19 protein-coding genes and 1 pseudogene are annotated in these 20391 nt (G+C 60.9%); 11 read left to right on the top strand and 9 right to left on the bottom strand.

The features are described 5' to 3' along the window. Nucleotides 1-164: 164 nt before the first annotated feature. Nucleotides 165-1184 carry a Glu/Leu/Phe/Val dehydrogenase family protein gene (locus tag ACKUG4_RS07875; RefSeq protein ID WP_445433766.1) on the top strand — a complete coding sequence of 340 codons (1020 nt, stop codon included), beginning with the start codon at nucleotides 165-167 and terminating at the stop codon, nucleotides 1182-1184. A 167-nt stretch (nucleotides 1185-1351) separates the two neighbouring features. Here ACKUG4_RS07875 and ACKUG4_RS07870 read toward each other — a convergent pair. Beyond that, a pseudogene (locus tag ACKUG4_RS07870) lies at nucleotides 1352-1609 on the bottom strand (YebG family protein); the annotation flags it as partial. 293 nt (nucleotides 1610-1902) lie between these two features. On the opposite strand from ACKUG4_RS07870, the gene ACKUG4_RS07865 reads away from it, so the two are divergent. Then, nucleotides 1903-2403: a phosphate-starvation-inducible protein PsiE gene (locus ACKUG4_RS07865; RefSeq protein WP_007957255.1), complete on the top strand. Its 501-nt coding sequence runs from the start codon at nucleotides 1903-1905 to the stop codon at nucleotides 2401-2403. Here the strand turns inward: ACKUG4_RS07865 and ACKUG4_RS07860 are convergent. The 3 genes from ACKUG4_RS07860 to ACKUG4_RS07850 form a co-directional block, all read right to left on the bottom strand. Next, the gene (locus ACKUG4_RS07860) at nucleotides 2400-2717 is read right to left on the bottom strand and encodes a DUF3509 domain-containing protein (protein WP_445433765.1); all 318 of its coding nucleotides are present in this window, start codon (nucleotides 2715-2717) and stop codon (nucleotides 2400-2402) included. The two genes, ACKUG4_RS07865 and ACKUG4_RS07860, sit on opposite strands and share 4 nt — an antisense overlap. A 199-nt stretch (nucleotides 2718-2916) precedes the next feature. Next, nucleotides 2917-4218: an HAAAP family serine/threonine permease gene (locus ACKUG4_RS07855; protein WP_445433764.1), complete on the bottom strand. Its 1302-nt coding sequence runs from the start codon at nucleotides 4216-4218 to the stop codon at nucleotides 2917-2919. Between the two features lie 63 nt (nucleotides 4219-4281). Beyond that, on the bottom strand, nucleotides 4282-5658 hold the full coding sequence (locus tag ACKUG4_RS07850; RefSeq protein ID WP_236189777.1) for an L-serine ammonia-lyase: 1377 nt from the start codon (nucleotides 5656-5658) through the stop codon (nucleotides 4282-4284). Between the two features lie 135 nt (nucleotides 5659-5793). Here ACKUG4_RS07850 and ACKUG4_RS07845 point away from each other — a divergent pair, with 135 nt between their 5' ends. Both ACKUG4_RS07845 and ACKUG4_RS07840 read left to right on the top strand, forming a co-directional pair. Then, nucleotides 5794-6741, top strand: a complete 948-nt coding sequence (locus ACKUG4_RS07845; protein ID WP_011332523.1) for a LysR substrate-binding domain-containing protein — start codon at nucleotides 5794-5796, stop codon at nucleotides 6739-6741. A gap of 200 nt (nucleotides 6742-6941) precedes the next feature. Continuing rightward, a complete protein-coding gene (locus tag ACKUG4_RS07840; protein ID WP_011332524.1) occupies nucleotides 6942-7349 on the top strand; it encodes an HPF/RaiA family ribosome-associated protein in 408 nt (135 codons plus the stop codon). Nucleotides 7350-7420: 71 nt separating this feature from the next. Here the strand turns inward: ACKUG4_RS07840 and fecA are convergent, their stop codons facing one another. The 3 genes from fecA to ACKUG4_RS07825 all read right to left on the bottom strand — a co-directional run bounded on the left by fecA (nucleotide 7421) and on the right by ACKUG4_RS07825 (nucleotide 11320). Beyond that, complete coding sequence (fecA, locus tag ACKUG4_RS07835) at nucleotides 7421-9754, bottom strand: TonB-dependent Fe(3+) dicitrate receptor FecA (protein ID WP_445433763.1); 2334 nt, start codon at nucleotides 9752-9754, stop codon at nucleotides 7421-7423. 151 nt (nucleotides 9755-9905) lie between these two features. After that, nucleotides 9906-10823, bottom strand: a complete 918-nt coding sequence (locus tag ACKUG4_RS07830; RefSeq protein ID WP_445433762.1) for a DUF4880 domain-containing protein — start codon at nucleotides 10821-10823, stop codon at nucleotides 9906-9908. Between the two features lie 8 nt (nucleotides 10824-10831). Beyond that, complete coding sequence (locus ACKUG4_RS07825) at nucleotides 10832-11320, bottom strand: sigma-70 family RNA polymerase sigma factor (RefSeq protein ID WP_064600677.1); 489 nt, start codon at nucleotides 11318-11320, stop codon at nucleotides 10832-10834. Nucleotides 11321-11495: 175 nt separating this feature from the next. Between ACKUG4_RS07825 and ACKUG4_RS07820 the strand changes: the two genes are divergently transcribed. From ACKUG4_RS07820 to ACKUG4_RS07795, 6 genes are all read left to right on the top strand, one after another. Continuing rightward, entirely contained in the window at nucleotides 11496-11801 is a 306-nt protein-coding gene (locus tag ACKUG4_RS07820; protein WP_039769401.1) for a DUF3649 domain-containing protein, read from the top strand. Then, nucleotides 11798-13387, top strand: a complete 1590-nt coding sequence (locus ACKUG4_RS07815) for a PepSY-associated TM helix domain-containing protein (RefSeq protein WP_445433761.1) — start codon at nucleotides 11798-11800, stop codon at nucleotides 13385-13387. Before ACKUG4_RS07820 ends, ACKUG4_RS07815 begins: the two co-directional genes overlap by 4 nt. Further along, nucleotides 13388-13714, top strand: a complete 327-nt coding sequence (locus tag ACKUG4_RS07810) for a DUF3325 domain-containing protein (protein WP_064593490.1) — start codon at nucleotides 13388-13390, stop codon at nucleotides 13712-13714. It begins immediately after the preceding gene. 1 nt (nucleotide 13715) lies between these two features. Continuing rightward, nucleotides 13716-14282, top strand: coding sequence for an RNA polymerase sigma factor (locus ACKUG4_RS07805; RefSeq protein ID WP_074691725.1), 567 nt, complete (start codon nucleotides 13716-13718; stop codon nucleotides 14280-14282). Continuing rightward, nucleotides 14279-15268: a FecR family protein gene (locus ACKUG4_RS07800; protein ID WP_445433760.1), complete on the top strand. Its 990-nt coding sequence runs from the start codon at nucleotides 14279-14281 to the stop codon at nucleotides 15266-15268. The genes ACKUG4_RS07805 and ACKUG4_RS07800 overlap by 4 nt, the downstream gene beginning before the upstream one ends. Before the next feature lie 104 nt (nucleotides 15269-15372). After that, complete coding sequence (locus tag ACKUG4_RS07795) at nucleotides 15373-17802, top strand: TonB-dependent siderophore receptor (protein WP_445433759.1); 2430 nt, start codon at nucleotides 15373-15375, stop codon at nucleotides 17800-17802. On the opposite strand, the gene ACKUG4_RS07790 is transcribed toward ACKUG4_RS07795, so the two are convergent. Beyond that, entirely contained in the window at nucleotides 17803-18678 is an 876-nt protein-coding gene (locus ACKUG4_RS07790) for a helix-turn-helix domain-containing protein (RefSeq protein ID WP_445433758.1), read from the bottom strand. It lies immediately after the preceding gene. Between the two features lie 139 nt (nucleotides 18679-18817). On the opposite strand from ACKUG4_RS07790, the gene ACKUG4_RS07785 reads away from it, so the two are divergent. Further along, entirely contained in the window at nucleotides 18818-19720 is a 903-nt protein-coding gene (locus ACKUG4_RS07785; RefSeq protein WP_064593500.1) for a DMT family transporter, read from the top strand. A gap of 28 nt (nucleotides 19721-19748) precedes the next feature. Here ACKUG4_RS07785 and ACKUG4_RS07780 read toward each other — a convergent pair whose 3' ends face one another. Next, entirely contained in the window at nucleotides 19749-20258 is a 510-nt protein-coding gene (locus tag ACKUG4_RS07780; RefSeq protein WP_082934356.1) for a DUF2165 family protein, read from the bottom strand. Between the last annotated feature and the right edge of the window lie 133 nt (nucleotides 20259-20391).

Below are 20391 nucleotides of genomic sequence, written 5' to 3'. Positions count from 1 at the left end.
TCGTTTTAGCCCCGTCTTTGCCATTCGTCCAGTGCCGGGCCGCTCTGCCATCGGGTTATGCCACAACCCGGTGATCAGTGGCGGCGCTTATTCCGGCGCGCTTCAGCAATTTTCAGGCGCAAGCCTATACTGGCGTCTACCAGAAGTGATTCGGGAGCCTGCCGATGTTCGCTCTCATGCAAAGCACTCGCCTGGAATCGCTGCACCTTAGCGTTGATCCGGTGTCCGGATTGAAGGCGGTCATTGCCATTCATAACAGTCGCCTCGGGCCTGCCCTGGGCGGGTGTCGTTATCTTGCCTACCCGAACGACGAATCCGCAGTCGAGGACGCCATACGCCTGGCCCAGGGCATGAGCTACAAGGCTGCACTGGCCGGTCTCGCCCAGGGTGGCGGGGTGGCCGTGATCGTGCGGCCGGCCCATGTGGAAAACCGCGCCGCACTGTTCGAGGCGTTCGGCCGTTGCATCGATCAACTCGACGGGCGCTACATCACCGCCATCGACAGCGGCACTTCGGTGGCGGACATGGACTGCATTGCCCAGCAGACCCAGCATGTCACCAGCACCACCTCGGCCGGCGACCCCGCGCCGCATGCGGCGATGGGTGTGTTCACCGGGATTCGCGCCACGGCCATGGCGCGGCTGGGCAGCGACAATCTCGAAGGCTTGCGCGTGGCGATCCAGGGACTGGGCAATGTTGGTTATGCCCTCGCTGAACAGCTGCACGCTGCCGGTGCCGAACTGCTGGTCAGCGACATCGACCACGGCAAGGTGCAACTGGCGATGGAGCAGCTCAACGCCCATCCGATTGCCAACGACGCTTTGCTCAGTACGCCGTGCGACATCCTCGCGCCGTGCGGCCTCGGCGGGGTGCTCAACAGCCACACGGTCACCCAGTTGCGCTGCTCGGCGGTGGCGGGCTCGGCCAACAATCAGCTGACGCACCTGGACGTCGCCGATCAACTGGAGCGGCGGGGCATCCTGTATGCGCCGGATTACGTGATCAATGCCGGCGGGCTGATCTACGTTTCCCTCAAGCATCGGGGCGACGAACTGACAACCATCACCGCGCACCTGTCGAAGATCAGTTCGCGCCTGACCGAAGTCTTCGCCCACGCCCAGGCGGAAAAACGTTCACCCGCGCGGGTGGCAGACGAGCTGGCGGAAAAGGTGTTGTACCGCTGAGGTTTGTCCGGACATGAAAAAGCCCCTGAGTCTTTCAACTCAGGGGCTATTCAATTCAGAGGCTTCAATTCAGATGCCGATTACTTCGCAGCCTTCGCCGCTTTTGCAGGTTTGGCTGGCGCTTCTGCCGGTTCGGCCACTTCGGCCGTTTCGGTCGCCACAACCGGTGCCGCCGGTGCGTTGATCAGCTCCGACAGGGCATCAGGCTGGCTCTTGAACGCCCGGGCGAACACATCGCGGTTCTTCGCCATGAAGATCCCGACTTCTTCCACTTGCTGCTCGCTCAACGAAGGAACGGCTTTTTCCAGCACTTCGGCCAACAGTTCGGCCAGTTCGAGCATTTTGTCATGACGGTCAGCTTCGGCTTTATCCATGAACAAGCGCTCCAGATCTCGGCTGCTGCGGTATACCACTTCGACGGCCATTCACCACCTCACATGCCTTCACATTAAGTTGTCTTTGCGACTACTGTATCTATATACAGCGAAAAGGATAAGCGAATCCCTGCGCTTTGGGTAGTGGCTTTTCAATGTAGACCGGATTCGGATTTTGTCAGCCCGACGTCTGCGCACAGGTGCGACCAAACGCCACGGCGCAGGTTTCGCGGCGGCTCGCCATGATGGCGTGGCCTCTTTTCTGCATGCATCTGCGTACGTGCGCAATAACCGTCACGTCCAGCAAGCAACATCCGCTCGAACCGGGCTAAGGAACCTTCATCGTGAAAATCAACTGGGCCGAGAAACTGCGGCAAAACGTGCATCAACTGGCCGAGTCCCTGGGCAACCTGTTCGTCGAGACTTTCCACTACCTGGCGCTGTTCGCCATTGGTGCGGTAACCGCATGGGCGGCGGTGATGGAGTTTCTCGGGATGCTCGAGGAAGGGCACATCAAGATCGATGACATTCTGTTGCTGTTCATCTATCTGGAACTGGGGGCGATGGTCGGGATTTACTTCAAGACCAACCACATGCCGGTGCGCTTCCTGATCTACGTGGCGATCACGGCACTGACGCGCCTGCTGATCTCCAACGTCTCGCACCACAATCCGCCGGACATGGGGATCATTTACCTGTGCGGCGGGATTCTGCTGCTCGCATTCTCGATCCTGGTGGTGCGTTACGCCTCGTCGCAATTCCCTTCGGTGAAAATCGAGAATCCGCACCGCAAGATCGGCACGGGCTCCAGTGAACATCCGGAAGTGGAGAAGGGCGAACTCTAAAGGCCGGCCGTTGGCCGGGGCTGGTGCTTGACCCCGCGCGGTGGCGGAGCGATTCCGTCGCCGCGTGTCATGGCGTCGAGTACCGCCATGGCGCTGTGGCCCTGTTCGATGGCGATGCCGAACTGAATGCTTTGCACCAGGCGTTTAAGGCGCTTGGGGTCATTGCGCTGTTCGGCGCTGATCATCCGTTTGGCGACGATCCGCCCGCTTTTGGAGAGGGTCAGCATGATGCTGCCGTCGAGGCCCTGAATGCTCAGATTGATCTGATAGTCCGGCGCGAAGGCATCGGTAATGATCTGAAAAGGATTGTCCATGATGCGTCACCGCCTGATTGAACGTGCAGTTGTTGACCGGCCTTGATTGGGTTGGTTCGCCAAACCTGACCATCGGCCTTTCCGTGGTCCTGTCTCCTTCAGCGATGTAGCAAGGGACATGCCGGGAATATTGTCGAACAATGAATCCGGCCAAAAAGAAGGCGAGCACCTGGCTCGCCTTCTTCGTTTGCGGCCCGTTTCAGGGCAGAACCGAGTAGATGATCGCAGACAGTGCAATCAGGCCGATCAGCACCACGAACACGTTGGATGCCTGGCCCGAATACTGGCGCAAGGCTGGCACACGGCGGATGGCGTACATCGGCATCAGGAACAACAGGCAGGCAATCACCGGCCCGCCGAGGGTTTCGATCATGCCGAGGATGCTCGGGTTGAAGGTCGCCACGGCCCAGCAGCTGAGGATCATGAACAGCGCGGTCGCACGGTTCAGCCAGCTCGCCGACATCACCCGGCCACGGCTGCGCAGGCTTTTGACGATCATGCCCTGGAAGCCTTCGCTGGCGCCGATGTAATGGCCGAGGAAGGACTTGGTGATCGCCACCAACGCAATCAGCGGCGCAGCGTAAGCGATGACCGGGGTCTGGAAGTGGTTGGCCAGGTACGACAGGATCGAGATGTTCTGCGCCTTGGCCGCTGCCAGATCCGCCGGCGACAGCGCCAGCACGCAACTGAAGCAGAAGAACATCACCGTGACGACCATCATGCCGTGAGCCATGGCGAGGATGCCGCTGCTCTTGCGTTCGGACTGCTCGCCGTAGCGCTGTTTCTGCTCGACGGCGAACGCGGAAATGATCGGCGAATGGTTGAACGAGAACACCATCACCGGGATCGCCAGCCACAGGGTCTTGAGGAGCACCGACATTTCCATCGGTTCTTGAGCACTGGCGAAGAATGCGCCGTTCCAGTTCGGAATCAGGCTGATGCCGAGCAACAGCAGCGCGGCGACGAACGGATAGACCAGCACGCTCATGGCTTTGACGATCACGCTCTGACCGCAACGGACGATGGCCATCAAGCCGAGGATCAGCGCCAGCGACAGCACCGCGCGTGGCGGTGGGGCGATGTGCAATTGATGTTCGAGGAAGCTGCTGAGGGTGTTGGTCAGCGCCACGCTGTACACCAGCAGGATCGGGAAGATCGCGAAGAAATACAGCAGCGTGATCAGTTTGCCGGCGCCGATGCCGAAGTGTTCTTCCACCACTTCGGTGATGTCACCGGAGCGGCCCGAGAGCACGAAGCGGGTCAGGCCCCGGTGCGCGAAGAAGGTCATCGGGAACGCCAACAATGCCAGGATCAGCAACGGCCAGAAGCCGCCGACACCAGCGTTGATCGGCAGGAACAAGGTGCCGGCACCGATGGCGGTGCCATACAGGCCGAGCATCCAGGTGGTGTCGAATTTGCTCCAGCCCTTGTGGGCGGTTTCGGTATTGCGTGTGCGGTCTATAGCGGGATTTTCGGCAGCGGGTGTGCGTACATCGGTCATCGTTTTTGCCTCGTTATTATTCTTGCTCGGGCTCACGTGTTACGGGCGGTCAGGGAGTGCTCCTCAGCACTCCACCCAGCTCACGGCCAGGCCGCCCCGTGAAGTCTCTTTGTATTTGTCATGCATGTCGGCGCCGGTATCGCGCATGGTGCGGATCACCCGGTCGAGGGAAATGAAGTGTTTGCCGTCGCCGCGCAGGGCCATTTGTGTAGCGTTGATCGCCTTTACCGCAGCGATGGCATTGCGCTCGATGCACGGCACTTGCACGAGGCCGCCGACCGGGTCGCAGGTCAGACCGAGGTTGTGTTCCAGGCCGATTTCGGCGGCGTTTTCCAGTTGCTCCGGGGTGGCGCCGAGCACATCGGCCAGACCCGCAGCGGCCATGGCGCAGGCAGAGCCGACTTCGCCCTGGCAGCCGACTTCGGCGCCGGAAATCGAGGCGTTTTTCTTGCACAGGATGCCGACCGCTGCCGCGCCCAGAAAGAACGCAACCACGTCGTCGTCCGACGCATCCGGATTGAATTTCATGTAGTAGTGCAGAACGGCCGGGATGATCCCGGCGGCACCGTTGGTCGGCGCGGTCACCATGCGCCCGCCGGCGGCGTTCTCTTCGTTGACGGCGAGGGCGAACAGGTTGACCCACTCCATCGCCGACAGGGTCGAACTGATGACGTTCGGCTTGCCGATTTCCAGCAGGCTGCGGTGCAATTTCGCCGCACGACGCGGCACATTCAGACCGCCGGGCAGGATGCCCTCGTGGCGCAAGCCTTGCTCGACGCATTCGCGCATCACCGACCAGATGTGCAGCAGGCCCTGGCGGATCTCGGCGTCGCTGCGCCAGGCCCGTTCGTTGGCCATCATCAGTTCGGACACCCGCAGGTTGTGCTGCTTGCACAGCGCCAGCAGTTCGACGGCGCTGGAGAATTCGTAAGGCAACTCGACGTCGCCGGCCGGCGCTGCGCCGGATTCGGCTTCGGCCGCTTCGATGATGAAACCGCCGCCGACCGAGTAGTACGTCTGCTCGAACAATTGGCCGGATGCACCGAAGGCTGTCAGCGACATGGCGTTGGGGTGGTAGGGCAGGCTCTCGTCCAGCAGCAGGAGATCGTGCTGCCAGTTGAAGGTGATCGAGCGTTTACCGGCCAGAGAGAGTTGGCCGGTCTCGCGCACTTGCTGGATGCGCGGCTCGATGGTCGACGGATCGATGCTGTCCGGCCATTCGCCCATCAAGCCCATGACCGTTGCGCGGTCGGTGGCATGGCCGACGCCGGTGGCCGAAAGCGAGCCATATAAGCGGATTTCCACCCGCTGCACATCGTTCAGCAAATGCTGGTCGATCAGGGCCTGGGCGAAGGTCGCGGCGGCGCGCATCGGGCCGACGGTGTGGGAACTGGACGGACCGATGCCGACTTTGAATAGATCGAAAACACTGATAGCCATGCTAAACCCTTACAAGCAATGGAGTAGGAATTGCTGCCATTTTTTGTAGGACAAGCGCAATGTCGGCGATACTGCCTACCTCGCTTCAACGTGACTAACGAAATTTCCTAAGTAAGCCTTTAGCAGGACTAAACCATGAGTCGTCAATTGCATGCCCAGACTTACGTCTGGCTGCAGGTGTTTTCCTGTGCCGCGCGGCACCTGTCATTCACCCGCTGTGCCGAGGAACTGCACATCACGCCGGGGGCGGTGAGTCAGCAAATCCGACAGCTGGAAGAGCGACTGGGGTTTCGCCTGTTTCATCGCCGTGCGCGGGGCGTGGAGTTGAGCGCGGAAGGGCAGCGACTGGCGATCACGGTCAACGAGGCTTACGGCAGCATCGACGCGGAATTGCGTCGCCTCGACGCGGGGATGATCAGCGGGATTCTGCGAGTGCGCTCGATTCCGTCGTTCCTCAGCAAATGGCTGACCCCGCGCTTGCCACGCCTGCAACAGCGTTACCCTGACATCCAGTTGCGGCTGGTGGCCGAGGACAGCAGCGTGCCGTTGCATGAAGGGGATTTTGACCTGGCCATCGACCTGAACGACGGCAGTTATCCGGGACTGTTATCCACAGCCTTGCTCGACGAGCAGATTTTCCCGGTGTGCGCGCCGGGCCTGCTGCGCGGACGGCCGCCGCTGCACGGGCCGGCGGATCTGGTGCATTTTCCGCTGCTGCACGACATCACCGCCTGGCGCGGCAGCTATGAATACGCGGAGTGGGAGTTTTATCTCAATGCCATCGGTTTCGAGGGCGCGGATGTGCGGCGCGGGCACACGTTCAATCGCAACCACCTGACCATCGAAGCGGCGATTGCCGGCATGGGCGTGGCGATTGCCCGGCGCACGTTGCTCAACGACGAGCTGGAGCGGGGGACGTTGATCGTGCCGTTCGGGATTTCGGTGCCCAATCACAAGCGCTATGTATTGCTTTATGCGCCGGGGGCCCTGAGCCATCCGGGCGTGCGGGCGGTGCATGACTGGCTGGTGGAAGAGGCGGGGATTTTTCGCAGCCTGCACCCGTTGGGTGATGGCCAATTGTGAGCAGATTTTTCGGGGTGGTGGGGCGACCCAACTCCCGACCTTACCAGCGCTTTACTCGGTTGTCCGGCTTTTTTTGCGAATGAATATTTATCTTTTTTAAGGGGTTGAAATGTTCGTCCGGCGGGCCGATTGTTGTAATCAAGAGGTCACGAAATCCTGTTCCAGGCCTCTTGCGAGCTAGCTGAAATAAGGGATGAACTATGCAAATCCAAGTCAACAGCGACAACCATATTCAAAGCAGCAAACGACTGGAGGAGTGGGTACGAACCACAATTGAGAGCACGCTCGACCGTTATGAGGAAGACCTGACCCGTGTCGAAGTCCATCTGAGCGACGAGAACGGTGACAAACCAGGTCCTCATGATTTGCGCTGCCAACTGGAAGCGCGGCCAAAAGGCCATCAACCGATTTCCGTCACCCACAAAGCCGATTCGCTGGAACAGGCGATCGATGGTGCAGCCGAAAAACTGGAGCACGCGCTGGAGCACCTGTTTGGCAAACTGCGCGGCAAACCGCGAGCCGCTGTGGTGCCATTCACAAGCAAAGCCAATGACAAGCTGTTGGCGGAAGAGTTTGACGAGAACGAACAGGCAGCGATCAACAGTTGATGCGCTGATTTTCCAAGCCACCCAATGAGAAAGGGCCTGCAATTGCAGGCCCTTTCTGTTTTCAGCAGGGATCAGAAAGCGACGGAGGTCTGCACGTACACCGTGCGCGGCTCACCGACATACTTGCCCTTGTTGTTGTCATCGAACGAGCGGGTGAAGTACTGGGTGTTGAAGATGTTCTTCACCCCCACCGCCACGTTCAGGTCCGACAGCTGCGGCCCGAAGTCATAACCGGCGCGGCTGCTGAACAGCATGTAACCCGGGATCTTGCCGGTGCTGCCGTCGGCGCTTTCTTTCGAGGTGTTGGCGTTGTCGGCGAACTGGTCGCTCTGGAAGCTGCTGTCCAGGTTCAGTTTCCACGGCCCTTCGGTGTAACCGACGCCGATCGTGCCTTTGTGTTTCGACGAGAACGGCACACGATTGCCCTTGTTTGGCCCATCTTCGCGGATGGTTGCGTCGACATAGGCGTAAGTGGCATAGACATCGAAGCCGGCCAGCGCCGGGCTAAAGTCGTCGAGAGCGTAATTGACGCTGGTTTCGATGCCCTGATGCCGGGTTTCGCCACGGGCGATTACCGAATCATTGGTCTGGTTGCTTTCGTACTGGTTGTCGAAGTTGATCAGGAATGCGCCGATCTCCGCTCGCAGCGCACCGTTGTCGTAACGGGTGCCGAGTTCCCAGGTGCGGGCCTTCTCCGGTTTCACTTCGCCGCTGCTGACGCGGTTGGGCATCTGGCTGTATTGCACGCTACCGAACGAACCTTCGGTGTTGGCGTACAGGTTCCAGCTGTCGGACAGGTGATACAGCACGTTCAGCGCCGGCAGCGCGGTGTTGTAGTCACCCTTGTATTTGACGTTGGTCAGATTGTTTGTCTGCTGCGACTCGATCATCTCGTAGCGCACGCCCGGGGTAATGGTCCACTTGCCGATGTCGATCCGGTCATCGACGAAAAATGCATTGGCTTCCGTGCCGCCACGGGTGTCGCGGTCATTGCGGCTGTTGGTGGTCGGATACTCGTTGCTGGCAATCGGGGTGCGATAGCGCAGTTCGTGGCCGGCTTCGTTGATGTAGCGATAACCGACGCCGACTTCATGGCTGGTGGCGCCGAGGTCGAAGCCTTGAGCGAAGCGGGTTTCCAGACCGCGCACCCAATACTCGCGCGGCGACAGCGAGAGGAAGGAGCCCTGGTCCAGGTAACCGCTGCGCAGGGTCTTGGTGAAGAAGGTATTGGCGGTGAACTCGCGGCGATCTTCCTGATAGCGATAGCCGACATTGAACATCGTGCGACGGCCCCAGAACTGGTCCTTCGGCCGGGTCGACTGATACGGATCGGCATCGTAGTCGGCGACATTCAGACCGCCGGGCATGTCGGCCTTGCCTTCGTAATACTGAGCCATGGCGTTGAAACTGTTGGCCTCGTCGAGCTGGTATTTGCCCTTGAGGATCAGGTCGTCGATTTCCGTATCGCTGTGTTCGCGCCAGTCGCCACCGCGAGTGCCGGAGTACAACAGCGCGCCACCCAGACCGTTGGCATTGGTGCCGCCGGCCAGCAGGTTGGCGCTGGTCTTGAAGCCGTCATGGCTGGACGATGGGCTGGTTTCGGTCTGGAAACCGCCCTTGACGGTCGGCTCGTCCGGAATCGCCCGGGTCACGAAGTTGACCACGCCACCGACGTTCTGCGGGCCGTAACGCACGGCGCCGCCACCGCGCACCACGTCCACCGCATCCATGTTGCCCATGCTGATCGGCGCGAACGACAACTGAGGCTGGCCATAAGGGGCGAACGGCACCGGGATGCCATCCATCAACACCGTCGAGCGTGCGGCCAGGCGCGGGTTGAGGCCGCGAATGCCGAAGTTCAGCGCCATGTCGTGGCTGCCGGTGCCGTTGTTTTCCGGTGCGTTGACGCCGGGAATGCGGTTGAGCACATCGCGGGCCTGGGTCGCGCCCTGGCGCTCGAACTCTTCGCGGCGGATCACGTCACGGGCACCGGGATGTTCGAAGACGTTGACCTGCGCAGCCTCACCCAGCCAGTCGCCGACCACTTTCGAAGTGTCCAGCTCCAGTGCGCTGTCGTTCGAAGGTTGCAGGCTGAAGGCATTGCCACCCTCGGCGCGGGCTTGCAGGCCGGTGCCTTCGAGCAGCGCGTTCAGACCTTGTTCCGCTGTGTAGTTGCCTTCCAGTCCACGGCTTTGCACACCGCTGGTGACTTGCGAGCCGAACGAAATCAGCACACCGGCTTCACGGCCGAACTGGTTGAGGGCATTTTCCAGCGTCGACGGGGCGATGTGATAAGCCTTGGTTTCGGCGGCCTGCGCAAGGGGCAGGGCGCTGAAGCTCAGGCTGGCGCCGAGGACGAGGTTGCGCAGGGTTCGGGCCAGCGGCGTGAGGCGAGTGGGGTGCATGGAGGACGGTCCTGAGAAGGTTGAATCAAGGGGGCTTTCCTTCTCTGTCACGCCAGATCTGAAAAACGGCTCATTTATTTTTGCAGGGGACGCGGAGCGTCCCGGGGCTGCATTCCCACGCGGACGGTTCGACACTTCGACGTGGGAACGATCAGGCTTTAGCTTCGACCGTCACCCAGTAACGGGTGAAGCGCCTCACTTTTACCGGCAGGCTGATTTCCAGCAGATCGAGAATCCGCTCGCTGTCGTCCAGTGGATAAGTCCCGGAAATCAGCAGGTCAGCCACTTTCGCATCGCAATGGAGCTGCCCGCGACGGTAGCGACCGAGTTCATCGAGGAAGTCGCCCAGACGCATGTGCGCGGCCACCAGCATGCCGTCGGCCCAGGCACCGCTGTTGGCGTCAAGCGGTTTTGCCGCACTGACGCCGGTGGTGCTGAAACTCAGTTGTCGGGCGACCGGCAGCAGCATCGGCGCGCGACCTTGTGCGTTCAATTCGACCCGACCTTCAAACAGTGCAATCTGCGTGCGGTCGGCAAACTGCCGTACGTTTATTCGCGCACCCTGGGTTTTCAGCACGCCTTGGGCGGTTTGCACGTCGAAGGATTGCGTGGCGGTCAGCAGCATTTCGCCTTCGAGCAGACGGATCAAACCATCGCCCCGGACATCCGCCGCGCTGGCGGTGTTGAGTTGCAACTGGCCGTCGGCGCCGAGCGAGATCTTGCGCCGCTGACCAATCGGGCTGCGGTAATCGGCCAGCAGCGATGGCAACGGATTGTGCTCGCGCATGCCCCAGGTGACCGCCGAACCGGCGCCGAGAATCAGCAACACCTTCAGCGCCTGACGACGGCTGCCGGACTTCGGCGCATTCAGTGCGGCGTGGGCCAGTGGCGACGACAACCCGCGCAACCGCGAATTGACCCGCTGAATGTGCTCCCACGCGCGGCGGTGTTCGCTGTGGGCATCGATCCATTGCTGCCAGGCTTGTTGCTGGCGCGGGTTCAACGGGCCTTGCTGCATTTCCAGCAACCAGTGCACCGCCTGTTCGGCGACCTGCGCGGAAAAATCCATCGACGGGTTCACAGGGCGAAGTAGCAGCGCATCGCTGCCTTGTTCAGATGACGTTTGACCGTGGCCACGGAAATGCCCAGTTCGGCGGCGATCTGCGGATAGGTCAGGCCATCGACCTGCGCCAGCAGAAATGCGCGTTTGACGACGCGCGGCAGGCCATCAAGCAACTGATCCAGCTCCATCAGGGTTTGCAGGATGATGGCTTTCTCTTCTTCCGAAGGCGCAACCATTTCCGGTATCTGCGCGAGCGTGTCGAGGTAGGCGCGCTCCAGGTCCTGGCGGCGGTAATGGTTGAACAGCACGCGCTTGGCCAGGGTGGTGAGGAATGCGCGCGGTTCGATAATCACTGGCGGCTCGCGGGCGGTCAGCACCCGGATGAAGGTGTCCTGAGCGAGATCGGCGGCGCTGTCCGGGCAGCCGAGTTTGCGCCGCAGCCAGCCGGTGAGCCAACTGTGGTGGGCCTGATAGAGCGATTCGACAGGATGGGCGGACGGCAACGGCATCACTCCGGGCGCATGCAGGATGCGTTAGAGAACAAGAATGGTTCGCATTGTAGGGCTGCGAAGGGTGCCCGGCAATCAGACTCTTTTGCGTATGAGAATATTTATCATTAATATTGCTCGCCTGTCGTTCGGCGTCTTGGTCGGACGTTAATCGTTTCAGGGTCGAAACATGAAAGCCAAACTCGCCACACTTCCCCTGTCCTATCGTCTGGCCGTCACTTCGCGGGTGCTCGCGGCGGTGTTCGGCGGCTATCTGGTCGCGGCATTGGCCAGCGTGACGCTGACGTTGTGGCTGCCGCTGAACCGCGCCGAGGCAGTGGTGACCGGCATGACCGTTTCGTTCCTGGTCTATCTGGTGGCGGTGCTCTGGTGTTTCGCCTGTCGCACAGCGTGGTCGGCGTGGGTTGGTCTGCTGGTGCCAAGCGTGATCCTGGCGACCGTTTCCGGGGCAGCGCGCGGTTTGGGTCTGGCATGAAAGAGGGCTTCCGGCAGGCGATGGCCTGGCTGCACACCTGGACCGGGCTGGTTTTCGGCTGGCTGTTGTTTGCGATTTTTCTGACCGGAACCCTGGCCTATTTCAAGGACGAAACCAGTCACTGGATGCAGCCGGAAATCCAGGCGCACCCATTGGATGCCGAAAAAAGCCTGACGCTGGCCCAGCACTATCTGCAACAAAACGCCCCCGACGCTTCGCGCTGGATCATTGGCCTGCCCGACGCCCGCGATCCCGGTCTGAGCGTGGGCTGGCAGAAGACGCCAGCCAAGCCCGGCGAACGCGGCGCATTCACCCGCAAGACGCTCGACGCGCAGACCGGTGTCGAAGTGCAGGCCCGGGAAAGCATGGGCGGCGAGTTTTTCTACCGCTTCCACTTCCAGCTGCAAATGCCTTATCCGTGGGGCCGCTGGCTCTCGACCATCGCCGCGATGGTGATGTTTGTCGCATTGATCACCGGGATCATCACCCACAAGAAAATCTTCAAGGACTTCTTCACCTTCCGCCCGCGCAAGGGCCAGCGCTCGTGGCTCGACGGACACAACGCGGTGGCTGTGCTGGTGTTGCCGTTTCATCTGATGATCACCTACAGCAGTCTGGTGATCTTCATGTCGATGGTGATGCCGGCGAGCATCCTGGCTTCGTACGGCAACAACGTTCGAGCGTTTTACGACGAGGTTTTTCCCGAATCCAGCATTCCTGAACGGGCCAATCAACCGGCGACACTGGCACCGCTGGCGCCCCTGTTGCTGGCGGCCAGCGAGCAATGGTCGGGTGGACATGTCGGGCGTATCAGCGTGAACAATCCGGGCGATGCCAATGCCTCGGTGGTGATGTCCCGCGCGGGTTCCGACCGAGTGGTGAATGATTCCGGCAGCGCCGTGACCTTCAGCGGTGTCAGCGGACAAGTCATCGGCACAACGCCCGATCAGCCGATGGCGATGGCGGTTGCTGGCAGTTTCTACGGTTTGCACATGGGCCACTTTGCCGGACCGGTGCTGCGCTGGCTGTATTTCATCTGTGGTCTGGCGGGCACGGCGATGATCGGCACCGGGCTGGTGATCTGGCTCGGCAAGCGTCAGCTCAAACACATCAAAAGCGGTGTGATGCCCTTCGAGTTGCGGCTGGTGCAAGTGCTGAACATTGCCAGCATGGCCGGACTGGTGGCGGCTGTTGCGGTGTTCTTCTGGGCCAATCGTCTGCTGCCGGTGAATCTGGCCGGGCGTGCCGACTGGGAAGTGAACGCGTTCTTCATCGCCTGGGGCTTAAGCGTGGTGCATGCGATGTTGCGTCCGGGGCGCAAGGCCTGGGTCGAACAGCTGTCGCTCGGAGCCGCGCTGTTTGTCGCGGTGCCGGTTCTTAATGGCTTGACCTCTTCTTACCACCTCGGCGTAACAGTGCCCGAAGGTGACTGGGCTCTGGCCGGTTTCGACCTGACGTGTCTGGGCAGCGGTCTCTTCCTCGCCTGGGCCGCGCGGAAAATGCAGCGCGCTGGACACATCGTCAGCGTGCAAAAGCCAGCCCGCGAAACGGCCCGGCCGATCACCCTTGAGCATGGGACGAACTGAATGCTGCTGGCGCTGTTGCTTTGTTATTGCGCTTTCACGGCGCTGTGCCTGGCGATGCCTCGGCATCACGAAGAGCTGCTGGGTCAAAAACCTTCGACCCGCCGTCGACAAGGTTTGAAACTCGCAGGCTGGCTGTTGCTGGGGCTGTCGCTGTGGGCGGCGGTTGCCATGAAGGGCTGGAGTTTTGGTCTGGTCGACTGGTGCGCAGTGTTGATGCTCAGTGCGCTGACGTTGGTGCTGTTGTTGCCCTATCGCCCACGCCTGGCCTTGACCATGGCCGGACTGAGCCTGCTCGCCAGCCCGGTCGCTGCATGGGCCTTGAACTGACATGCTGATCGGCCATCCTCCCGAGCACCGCGACGACGAACCCCACGGCGCCCGCGCGCATTTTCTTCAAGTGTTCCTGTCCCAGCGTTCGCAGATGGAAGCGCTGGTGAGCCGGCGCGTCGGTTGCCGGGCGACGGCAGCGGATCTGGTGCAGGATCTGTTTCTGCGTTTCTGGCGTCGGCCGCTGGTGCAGGTCGAAGAGCTCAGCACTTATCTGTTGCGCTGCGCCGGCAATATCGCCATCGATCATTTGCGCAGCGAAGGCGCGCGGGTGCGGGTCAACGAAGGCTGGCAACCGGACGAGCCGGACAGCAGCGCCAGCGAACCGCAGGCGGCGCTCGAAGCGGGCAACGATTTGCGCCACGTCGAAGCGGCCTTGCGCGCCTTGCCCGAGCGCACGCGGCAGATCTTTTTGCTCAATCGCATTCACGGGCGCAAGTACGCCGAGATCGCCAAGGCCATGGGCCTGTCCCAAAGTGCTGTGGAAAAACATATGATGCGCGCCCTCGAGGCCTGCAAGGCCAGCTTGCGCGAACCCGCGCCACGCCTGCCAGGGAAAGCACCGTGAATCACACCGACCGCGTCATCCCGACGCCCGCGCAGGAACAGGCCGCTTTTGCCTGGTTGAGCCTGTTGCACGACCGCCCCAGCACCGGCGATCAACTGACCTTCAGTCAATGGCTGCATGCCGATCCGGCTCACGCCGAGGCCTACGCCCAGGCGCAAGTGGTGTGGGAGTTGAGCGAAGGACCGGCGCGCACCCTGGCCGATGAAGACGCGCTGGCGTTGCAGAGTTTGCTCAACGCGATGGATCGACCGCGCCGTGCATCGCTTCGACGCTGGGCCGGCGCGCTGGCCATGGCGGCCTGCCTGCTGTTGATGATCAGCCTCGGCAGTGGTTGGCAGCCGCAGCGCTGGATCGATGATCTGGGCGCCGATTACGTGTCGGCACCCGGCGAGATTCGCACCGTGACCTTGGCCGATCGATCGCAGGTCACGCTGGATGCGGACAGTGCCATCGCCGTGGATTTCAGTCATGGCGAGCGGCATGTGCAATTGCGCCGAGGGGCCGGATTTTTCAGCGTGACTCACACGGGGGATCCCTTTGTGGTCGAGGCTGAAAAGGGCCAGGCGCGGGTGCTCGGCACTCAGTTCGAAGTGCGCCTGCAACCTCAAGGCGCCCAGGTGACGGTGCTGTCCGGACGCGTCGGCGTGACGGCATCCCGTGACGGCCAGCAACAGATTCTCACTGCCGGGCAGCAAGTGGCGTACGGCGCCGGCACCGCAGAAAAACTCCACGCGGTGGACAGCGAAGCGCAACTGGCCTGGCGCCAGGGCTGGCTGACTTACTACAAGTCGACACTGGCCGATGTGGTGCAGGATCTGCGGCGTTATTACCCGGGACGGATCGTGTTGCTCAACGACGAACTGGGTGCGCGCAAGGTCAGCGGCAGCTTTCCGAGCAAGGATCCGCAAGCCGTGTTGAATTCGCTGCAAGGGGTGTTGGGATTCGAGCAGCATCAGGTGTTGGGCAAGCTGATCATCCTGCGCTGAAAATATTTTCAACTTTGTGGTGAGGTAAACCCGGACGCCATCCGTGTAGTGACTGAAACTGCGAGTCATTCGCATCCGTTGCGGTTCTACACAGGTCATGAGCAATGAAGTCCAGGGCAAAATCGGGTTCGGTCAAACAGTGGTTGGGCGTTTCAGCCTTGAGTTTTTCGGCATTGGCCCTGTTGCCGCTGAGCGTGGCGCTGGCCGCTGAATCCGTCAGCAGCCAGCCGCAAAAGCAATTCAGTTTTTCCCTGGCTGCCAAGCCGTTGCCTCAGGCCTTGAGCGACTTCAGCCGCGTCACCGGGCAGAGCGTGGTTTACACCGATGAAGCGCCGTATGGCCTCACCGCTCCAGCGATCAACGGCCAGATGAGTGCCGAACAGGCGCTGCAACGTCTGCTCACCGGCTCCGGCCTGACCTTCCGCCGCACCGACAGCCATACCCTGGCGCTCGAACCGCAACCGACCGCAGGCGCGTTGAACCTCGGCGCGACGAACATCACCTCGGTGGTCGACCAGCCGATGAGCTACCAGCCACCGGAAACCAGTTCGGTGATGCGCTCTTCCGCTTCGCTTCAGGAAATCCCCCAGACCGTCAACGTGATTCCGGCTCAGGTTATTCGCGATCAGGCTCCGCGCAATCTTGATGATGCACTGGCCAACGTCAGCGGCATCACCCAGGGCAACACCTTGGGCAGCACCCAGGATTCGGTGATGACCCGCGGCTTCGGTGACAACCGCAACGGCTCGATCATGCGCGACGGCATGCCGGTGGTGCAGGGCCGTGGCATGAACGCCACCGTGGATCGCGTCGAGGTGCTCAAGGGCCCGGCCTCGCTGCTCTACGGGATTCAGGACCCGGGCGGCGTGGTCAACATGGTCAGCAAGAAGCCCGAACTGACCCAGTACAACGCGCTGACCCTGCGCGGCTCGACCTACGGCGACGGCAAGAATGGCAGCGGCGGCTCGTTCGACAGCACCGGTGCGCTGGGGGATTCCGGCCTCGCGTATCGCATGGTGCTGGACCACGAAGACGAAGATTACTGGCGCAATTTCGGCACCCACCGCGAAACCCTGGTTGCACCGTCGCTGGCCTGGTACGGCGAGCGCACCAAGCTGTTGTTCGCTTACGAGCACCGTGAATTCCTGACCCCGTTTGATCGTGGAACCCTGATCGATCCACGCACCAACCATCCGCTGGATATCTCGCGCAACGAGCGGCTCGACGAGAAATTCAACGACATGGAAGGGCGTTCCGATCTCTATCACTTTGAGGCCGATCACGAACTCAACGACGACTGGAAAGCCCATTTCGGCTACAGCTGGAATCGCGAAACCTACGACGCCAGCCAGGTCCGCGTAACCGCTATCGACACCAAAAAAGGCACCCTGACCCGCAGCATGGATGGCACGCAAGGCGCGATCAGCACCGACCGCTTCACCACGGCCAGCCTCGAAGGCAAGGTCAATGTGCTGGGCATGCAGCATGATCTGGTGTTCGGCGTCGACGACGAGTACCGCAAGATCTACCGCGCCGACCTGATCCGCCAGAAAAGCCTGAGCACCTTCAGTTACGTCAACCCGGTCTACGGCCGCGAAGTTGAAGGCACCACCGTCAGCCCGGCGGACAGTGCGCAAACCGATCTGCTGCGCAGCGACTCGGTGTTCCTGCAGGACTCCATCCACCTCAACGACCAGTGGATTCTGGTGGTCGGCGGGCGCTTCCAGGAATACGACCAGTACGCCGGCAAAGGCGTGCCGTTCAAGGCCAACACCGACAGCAACGGCCAGAAGTGGGTGCCGCGCGCGGGTCTGGTGTATCGCTATACCGACGCGTTGTCGTTCTACGGCAGTTACACCGAATCGTTCAAACCCAACTCGACCATCGCGCCGCTGAGCGGCAGCAGCACCGTGCTCGATGGCAGCATCGCGCCGGAAGAAGCCAAGTCCTGGGAGCTGGGCGCACGCCTCGACATTCCGGGGCGTGTCACCGGCAATATCGCCCTGTTCGACATCAAGAAACGCAACGTGCTGGTGGCCAATTCCGAAGGCCCGACGACGATTTACAGCGCCGCCGGCGAAGTGCGTTCCCGGGGCCTGGAAGTGGACCTGACCGGCCAGCTCAGCGACCGCTGGAGCATGATCGGCAGCTACGCCTATACCGACGCCGAGGTTACGGAAGATCCAGACTACAAAGGCAACAGGCTGCAGAACGTGGCGAAAAATACCGGCTCGCTGTCGGCGGTCTACGACTTCGGCAGCGTGATCGGTGGTGATCAGCTTCGGGTCGGCGCCGGCGCGCGCTATGTCGGTGAACGAGCGGGTAACGCGGTCAACGATTTCGATCTGCCGAGCTACACCGTGGCAGATGCGTTCGCCACGTACGACACCCGGGTCGAGGGGCAGAAGGTCAAGTTCCAGCTCAACGTGAAGAACCTGTTCGATCGCACCTACTACACCTCGGCGGCGAGCCGTTTCTTCGTGTCGATGGGCGATTCGCGGCAGATTTCGTTGTCGAGCACGCTGGAGTTCTGATCAGCGCAAAAACGCCTGGCGATACTCGCCGGGCGTTCCACCCAGCACCTGGCGAAAGCGGTTGGTGAAGTGGCTGGCACTGGCAAATCCGCACGCCAGGGCAATATCCCCCAGCGGCAACGCCGTGCCCCGCAACAACTCCCGCGCCCGACTCAAACGCCGCGCCAGCACATACTGATGTGGCGGCAGTCCGAAGCTCACCCGGAACATCCGCGCGAAGTGGTATTCCGACAACGCACACAACCCCGCCAGTTGCCCGAGACTGATCGGCTCGGCCAGTTGGCTGTCGATGAACTCCACCAATTGCCGGCGCTGATGCGGCGCCAGCCCGCCCTTGAGGCGCAAGCCGTGGCGTACGCCGACCTGGCTCAACAAGGTTTGGCTGATCAGTTCGTGGGCCAGGCTGCTGGTCAGCAGACGCTCGCCAGGCTCGTCCCAATTGAGAGTGAGTAACTGGCGAAACCGTCGGGCCTGTTGCGGATCTTCCAGAAAAGTCTGTTCGCGCAGCTGCATTTCCCGGGGCTCGCGATCCAGCAGCGTGACGCAACCCAAGGCAAATTGTTCGGCGCTGAAATACAGGTGGGCCAGGCGAATGTCGCCATTGATCACCCACCCCGACTCGTGGTCGGCTGGCAGGATGCACAACTTGTCCGGACTGCCTTTGTTTGCGGGGGCGCCACGGCGGAACGTGCCGGTGCCGCCAGCGATGTAGCAGGAGAGCGTGTGATGGCTCGGCGCGTCATAGTCGCGGGCGTCGTGGTGGTTGGTCCACAAGGCTGCGGACAGGCCGTCCCCCAGCTCGGCGCTGCGCACAAGGCATGCGTTGGGCGAGCTGTTCAAGGCTTGAAAGACTTGCAGGGTATCGATGGCGGCCATGGTCGGTTCTCTTCAACGCCTTGCATCCTACTCCGTAGATGTTGCGCTGCCAGCCTGCACGCCGACAAAAGCGCAAGTTTATGCAAGCGAGGGGTGAAGGCGCAGGCGGACACTGAAACCCAATCGAGGAGTGTCTGCCATGAACCTGTCGTTGTATTTGTTGACCGTGCTGATCTGGGGCACCACCTGGATAGCCTTGAAGTGGCAACTGGGCGTGGTGGCGATTCCGGTGTCGATCGTCTACCGCTTTGGTCTCGCGGCGCTGGTGTTGTTTGCGCTGTTGCTGCTCAGCCGTCGGCTGCAACCGATGAACCGGCGCGGGCATCTGATCTGTGTGGCGCAGGGGTTGTGCCTGTTCTGCGTCAACTTCATGTGTTTCCTGACTGCCAGCCAATGGATCCCCAGCGGTCTGGTGGCGGTGGTGTTTTCCACGGCGACGTTGTGGAACGCGCTGAATGCGCGGGTGTTCTTCGGCCAACGCATCGCGCGCAATGTGCTGATGGGCGGGGCGCTGGGGCTGTCTGGCCTGGGCCTGTTGTTCTGGCCGGAGCTGGCCGGGCATCACGCCAGTCCGCAAACCCTGCTGGGCCTGGGTCTGGCACTCTGCGGCACCTTGTGCTTCTCGGCGGGCAACATGCTCTCGAGCCTGCAACAGAAGGCCGGTCTCAAGCCGCTGACCACCAATGCCTGGGGCATGGCCTACGGTGCGGCGATGCTCTCGGTGTGGTGCTTGGTCAAGGGCATTCCATTCGAGATGGAGTGGACGTCGCGCTACATTGGCGCGCTTCTATATCTGGTTATTCCGGGATCGGTGATCGGCTTCACCGCCTACTTGACGTTGGTCGGCCGCATGGGCCCGGAGCGCGCCGCCTACTGCACGGTGCTGTTCCCGGTGGTGGCGCTGAATGTCTCGGCCTTCGCCGAAGGCTATCAATGGACGGCACCGGCATTGGCGGGGCTGGTATTGGTGATGCTGGGGAATGTGCTGGTGTTTCGTAAACCCGAAGTTGCGGTTGTGGCGAAGCATGGAAAGTTGGCCTGAGATTGATTGAATCTTGAGCGTTGATTATTCAACGCTCGTTTTTCAATGTTATGAAAATCAGTACCGGTAACATGAAATCGACAATGTGCCGTGCCCAGTCTTTCGCATTCCATACTTGTGAAGTGTCCATGTCGAACCATTCAACACCGATGGTTTGCAGGCAAACATAATAGGTGAAGATCGCAATCAGCAAGCCAATGATCGAGAACCTTTTTGCCTCGTGAAAGACAGCCGCGGACTCGTTGACTTTGCGGTAGAGATAATAAGTACCGAGCAGGCAATAAGCGGTGTAGATCGCTTCCGTGGTGATGATGAACCAATAGATCCGGTGGTGCATCATCGGCGATTCAATCGCCCTGTAACGTATGTTCTCGTTGATCTGTGTCGTATCCATGCTCAGGATGTGTCCGACGTACTCATAGTTTGCCGAGTAGTCGGTCACATTTCCGTACATCACCAGTAGTCCAAAGAAGCTGATGTAAGCCATCAGGCAGACTTTGCTGTAACGGATTAATTGATCGGTATTGGAAATTCTCACGGTTACTATTCTCCGGTGTGTTTATCTTTGTATTGGATAAAGCCGGGAAAGTTTATAGCGGGATGGTTTATTTCGTTGGCGTGTTGATTTGCAAAGTATGTATTGGCTGAAAGTTGAACGGGCAAGCACTTTA

This window comes from Candidatus Pseudomonas auctus (genome assembly GCF_048654275.1).
GTDB classification, from domain to species: domain Bacteria; phylum Pseudomonadota; class Gammaproteobacteria; order Pseudomonadales; family Pseudomonadaceae; genus Aquipseudomonas; species Aquipseudomonas pharyngis.
Note: the sequence above shows the minus strand (reverse complement) of the source record. Positions and strands in the feature narration are given on the sequence as shown.

Bases quoted from the DNA above. Each gene is read 5' to 3' on its own strand.
- ACKUG4_RS07875 (WP_445433766.1), top strand. From the start codon at position 165: ATGTTCGCTCTCATGCAAAGCACTCGCCTGGAATCGCTGCACCTTAGC.
- ACKUG4_RS07860 (WP_445433765.1), bottom strand. From the start codon at position 2,717: ATGGACAATCCTTTTCAGATCATTACCGATGCCTTCGCGCCGGACTAT.
- ACKUG4_RS07855 (WP_445433764.1), bottom strand. From the start codon at position 4,218: ATGACCGATGTACGCACACCCGCTGCCGAAAATCCCGCTATAGACCGC.
- ACKUG4_RS07850 (WP_236189777.1), bottom strand. From the start codon at position 5,658: ATGGCTATCAGTGTTTTCGATCTATTCAAAGTCGGCATCGGTCCGTCC.
- ACKUG4_RS07845 (WP_011332523.1), top strand. From the start codon at position 5,794: ATGAGTCGTCAATTGCATGCCCAGACTTACGTCTGGCTGCAGGTGTTT.
- ACKUG4_RS07840 (WP_011332524.1), top strand. From the start codon at position 6,942: ATGCAAATCCAAGTCAACAGCGACAACCATATTCAAAGCAGCAAACGA.
- fecA (WP_445433763.1), bottom strand. From the start codon at position 9,754: ATGCACCCCACTCGCCTCACGCCGCTGGCCCGAACCCTGCGCAACCTC.
- ACKUG4_RS07830 (WP_445433762.1), bottom strand. From the start codon at position 10,823: ATGGATTTTTCCGCGCAGGTCGCCGAACAGGCGGTGCACTGGTTGCTG.
- ACKUG4_RS07820 (WP_039769401.1), top strand. From the start codon at position 11,496: ATGAAAGCCAAACTCGCCACACTTCCCCTGTCCTATCGTCTGGCCGTC.
- ACKUG4_RS07815 (WP_445433761.1), top strand. From the start codon at position 11,798: ATGAAAGAGGGCTTCCGGCAGGCGATGGCCTGGCTGCACACCTGGACC.
- ACKUG4_RS07810 (WP_064593490.1), top strand. From the start codon at position 13,388: ATGCTGCTGGCGCTGTTGCTTTGTTATTGCGCTTTCACGGCGCTGTGC.
- ACKUG4_RS07805 (WP_074691725.1), top strand. From the start codon at position 13,716: ATGCTGATCGGCCATCCTCCCGAGCACCGCGACGACGAACCCCACGGC.
- ACKUG4_RS07795 (WP_445433759.1), top strand. From the start codon at position 15,373: ATGAAGTCCAGGGCAAAATCGGGTTCGGTCAAACAGTGGTTGGGCGTT.
- ACKUG4_RS07790 (WP_445433758.1), bottom strand. From the start codon at position 18,678: ATGGCCGCCATCGATACCCTGCAAGTCTTTCAAGCCTTGAACAGCTCG.
- ACKUG4_RS07785 (WP_064593500.1), top strand. From the start codon at position 18,818: ATGAACCTGTCGTTGTATTTGTTGACCGTGCTGATCTGGGGCACCACC.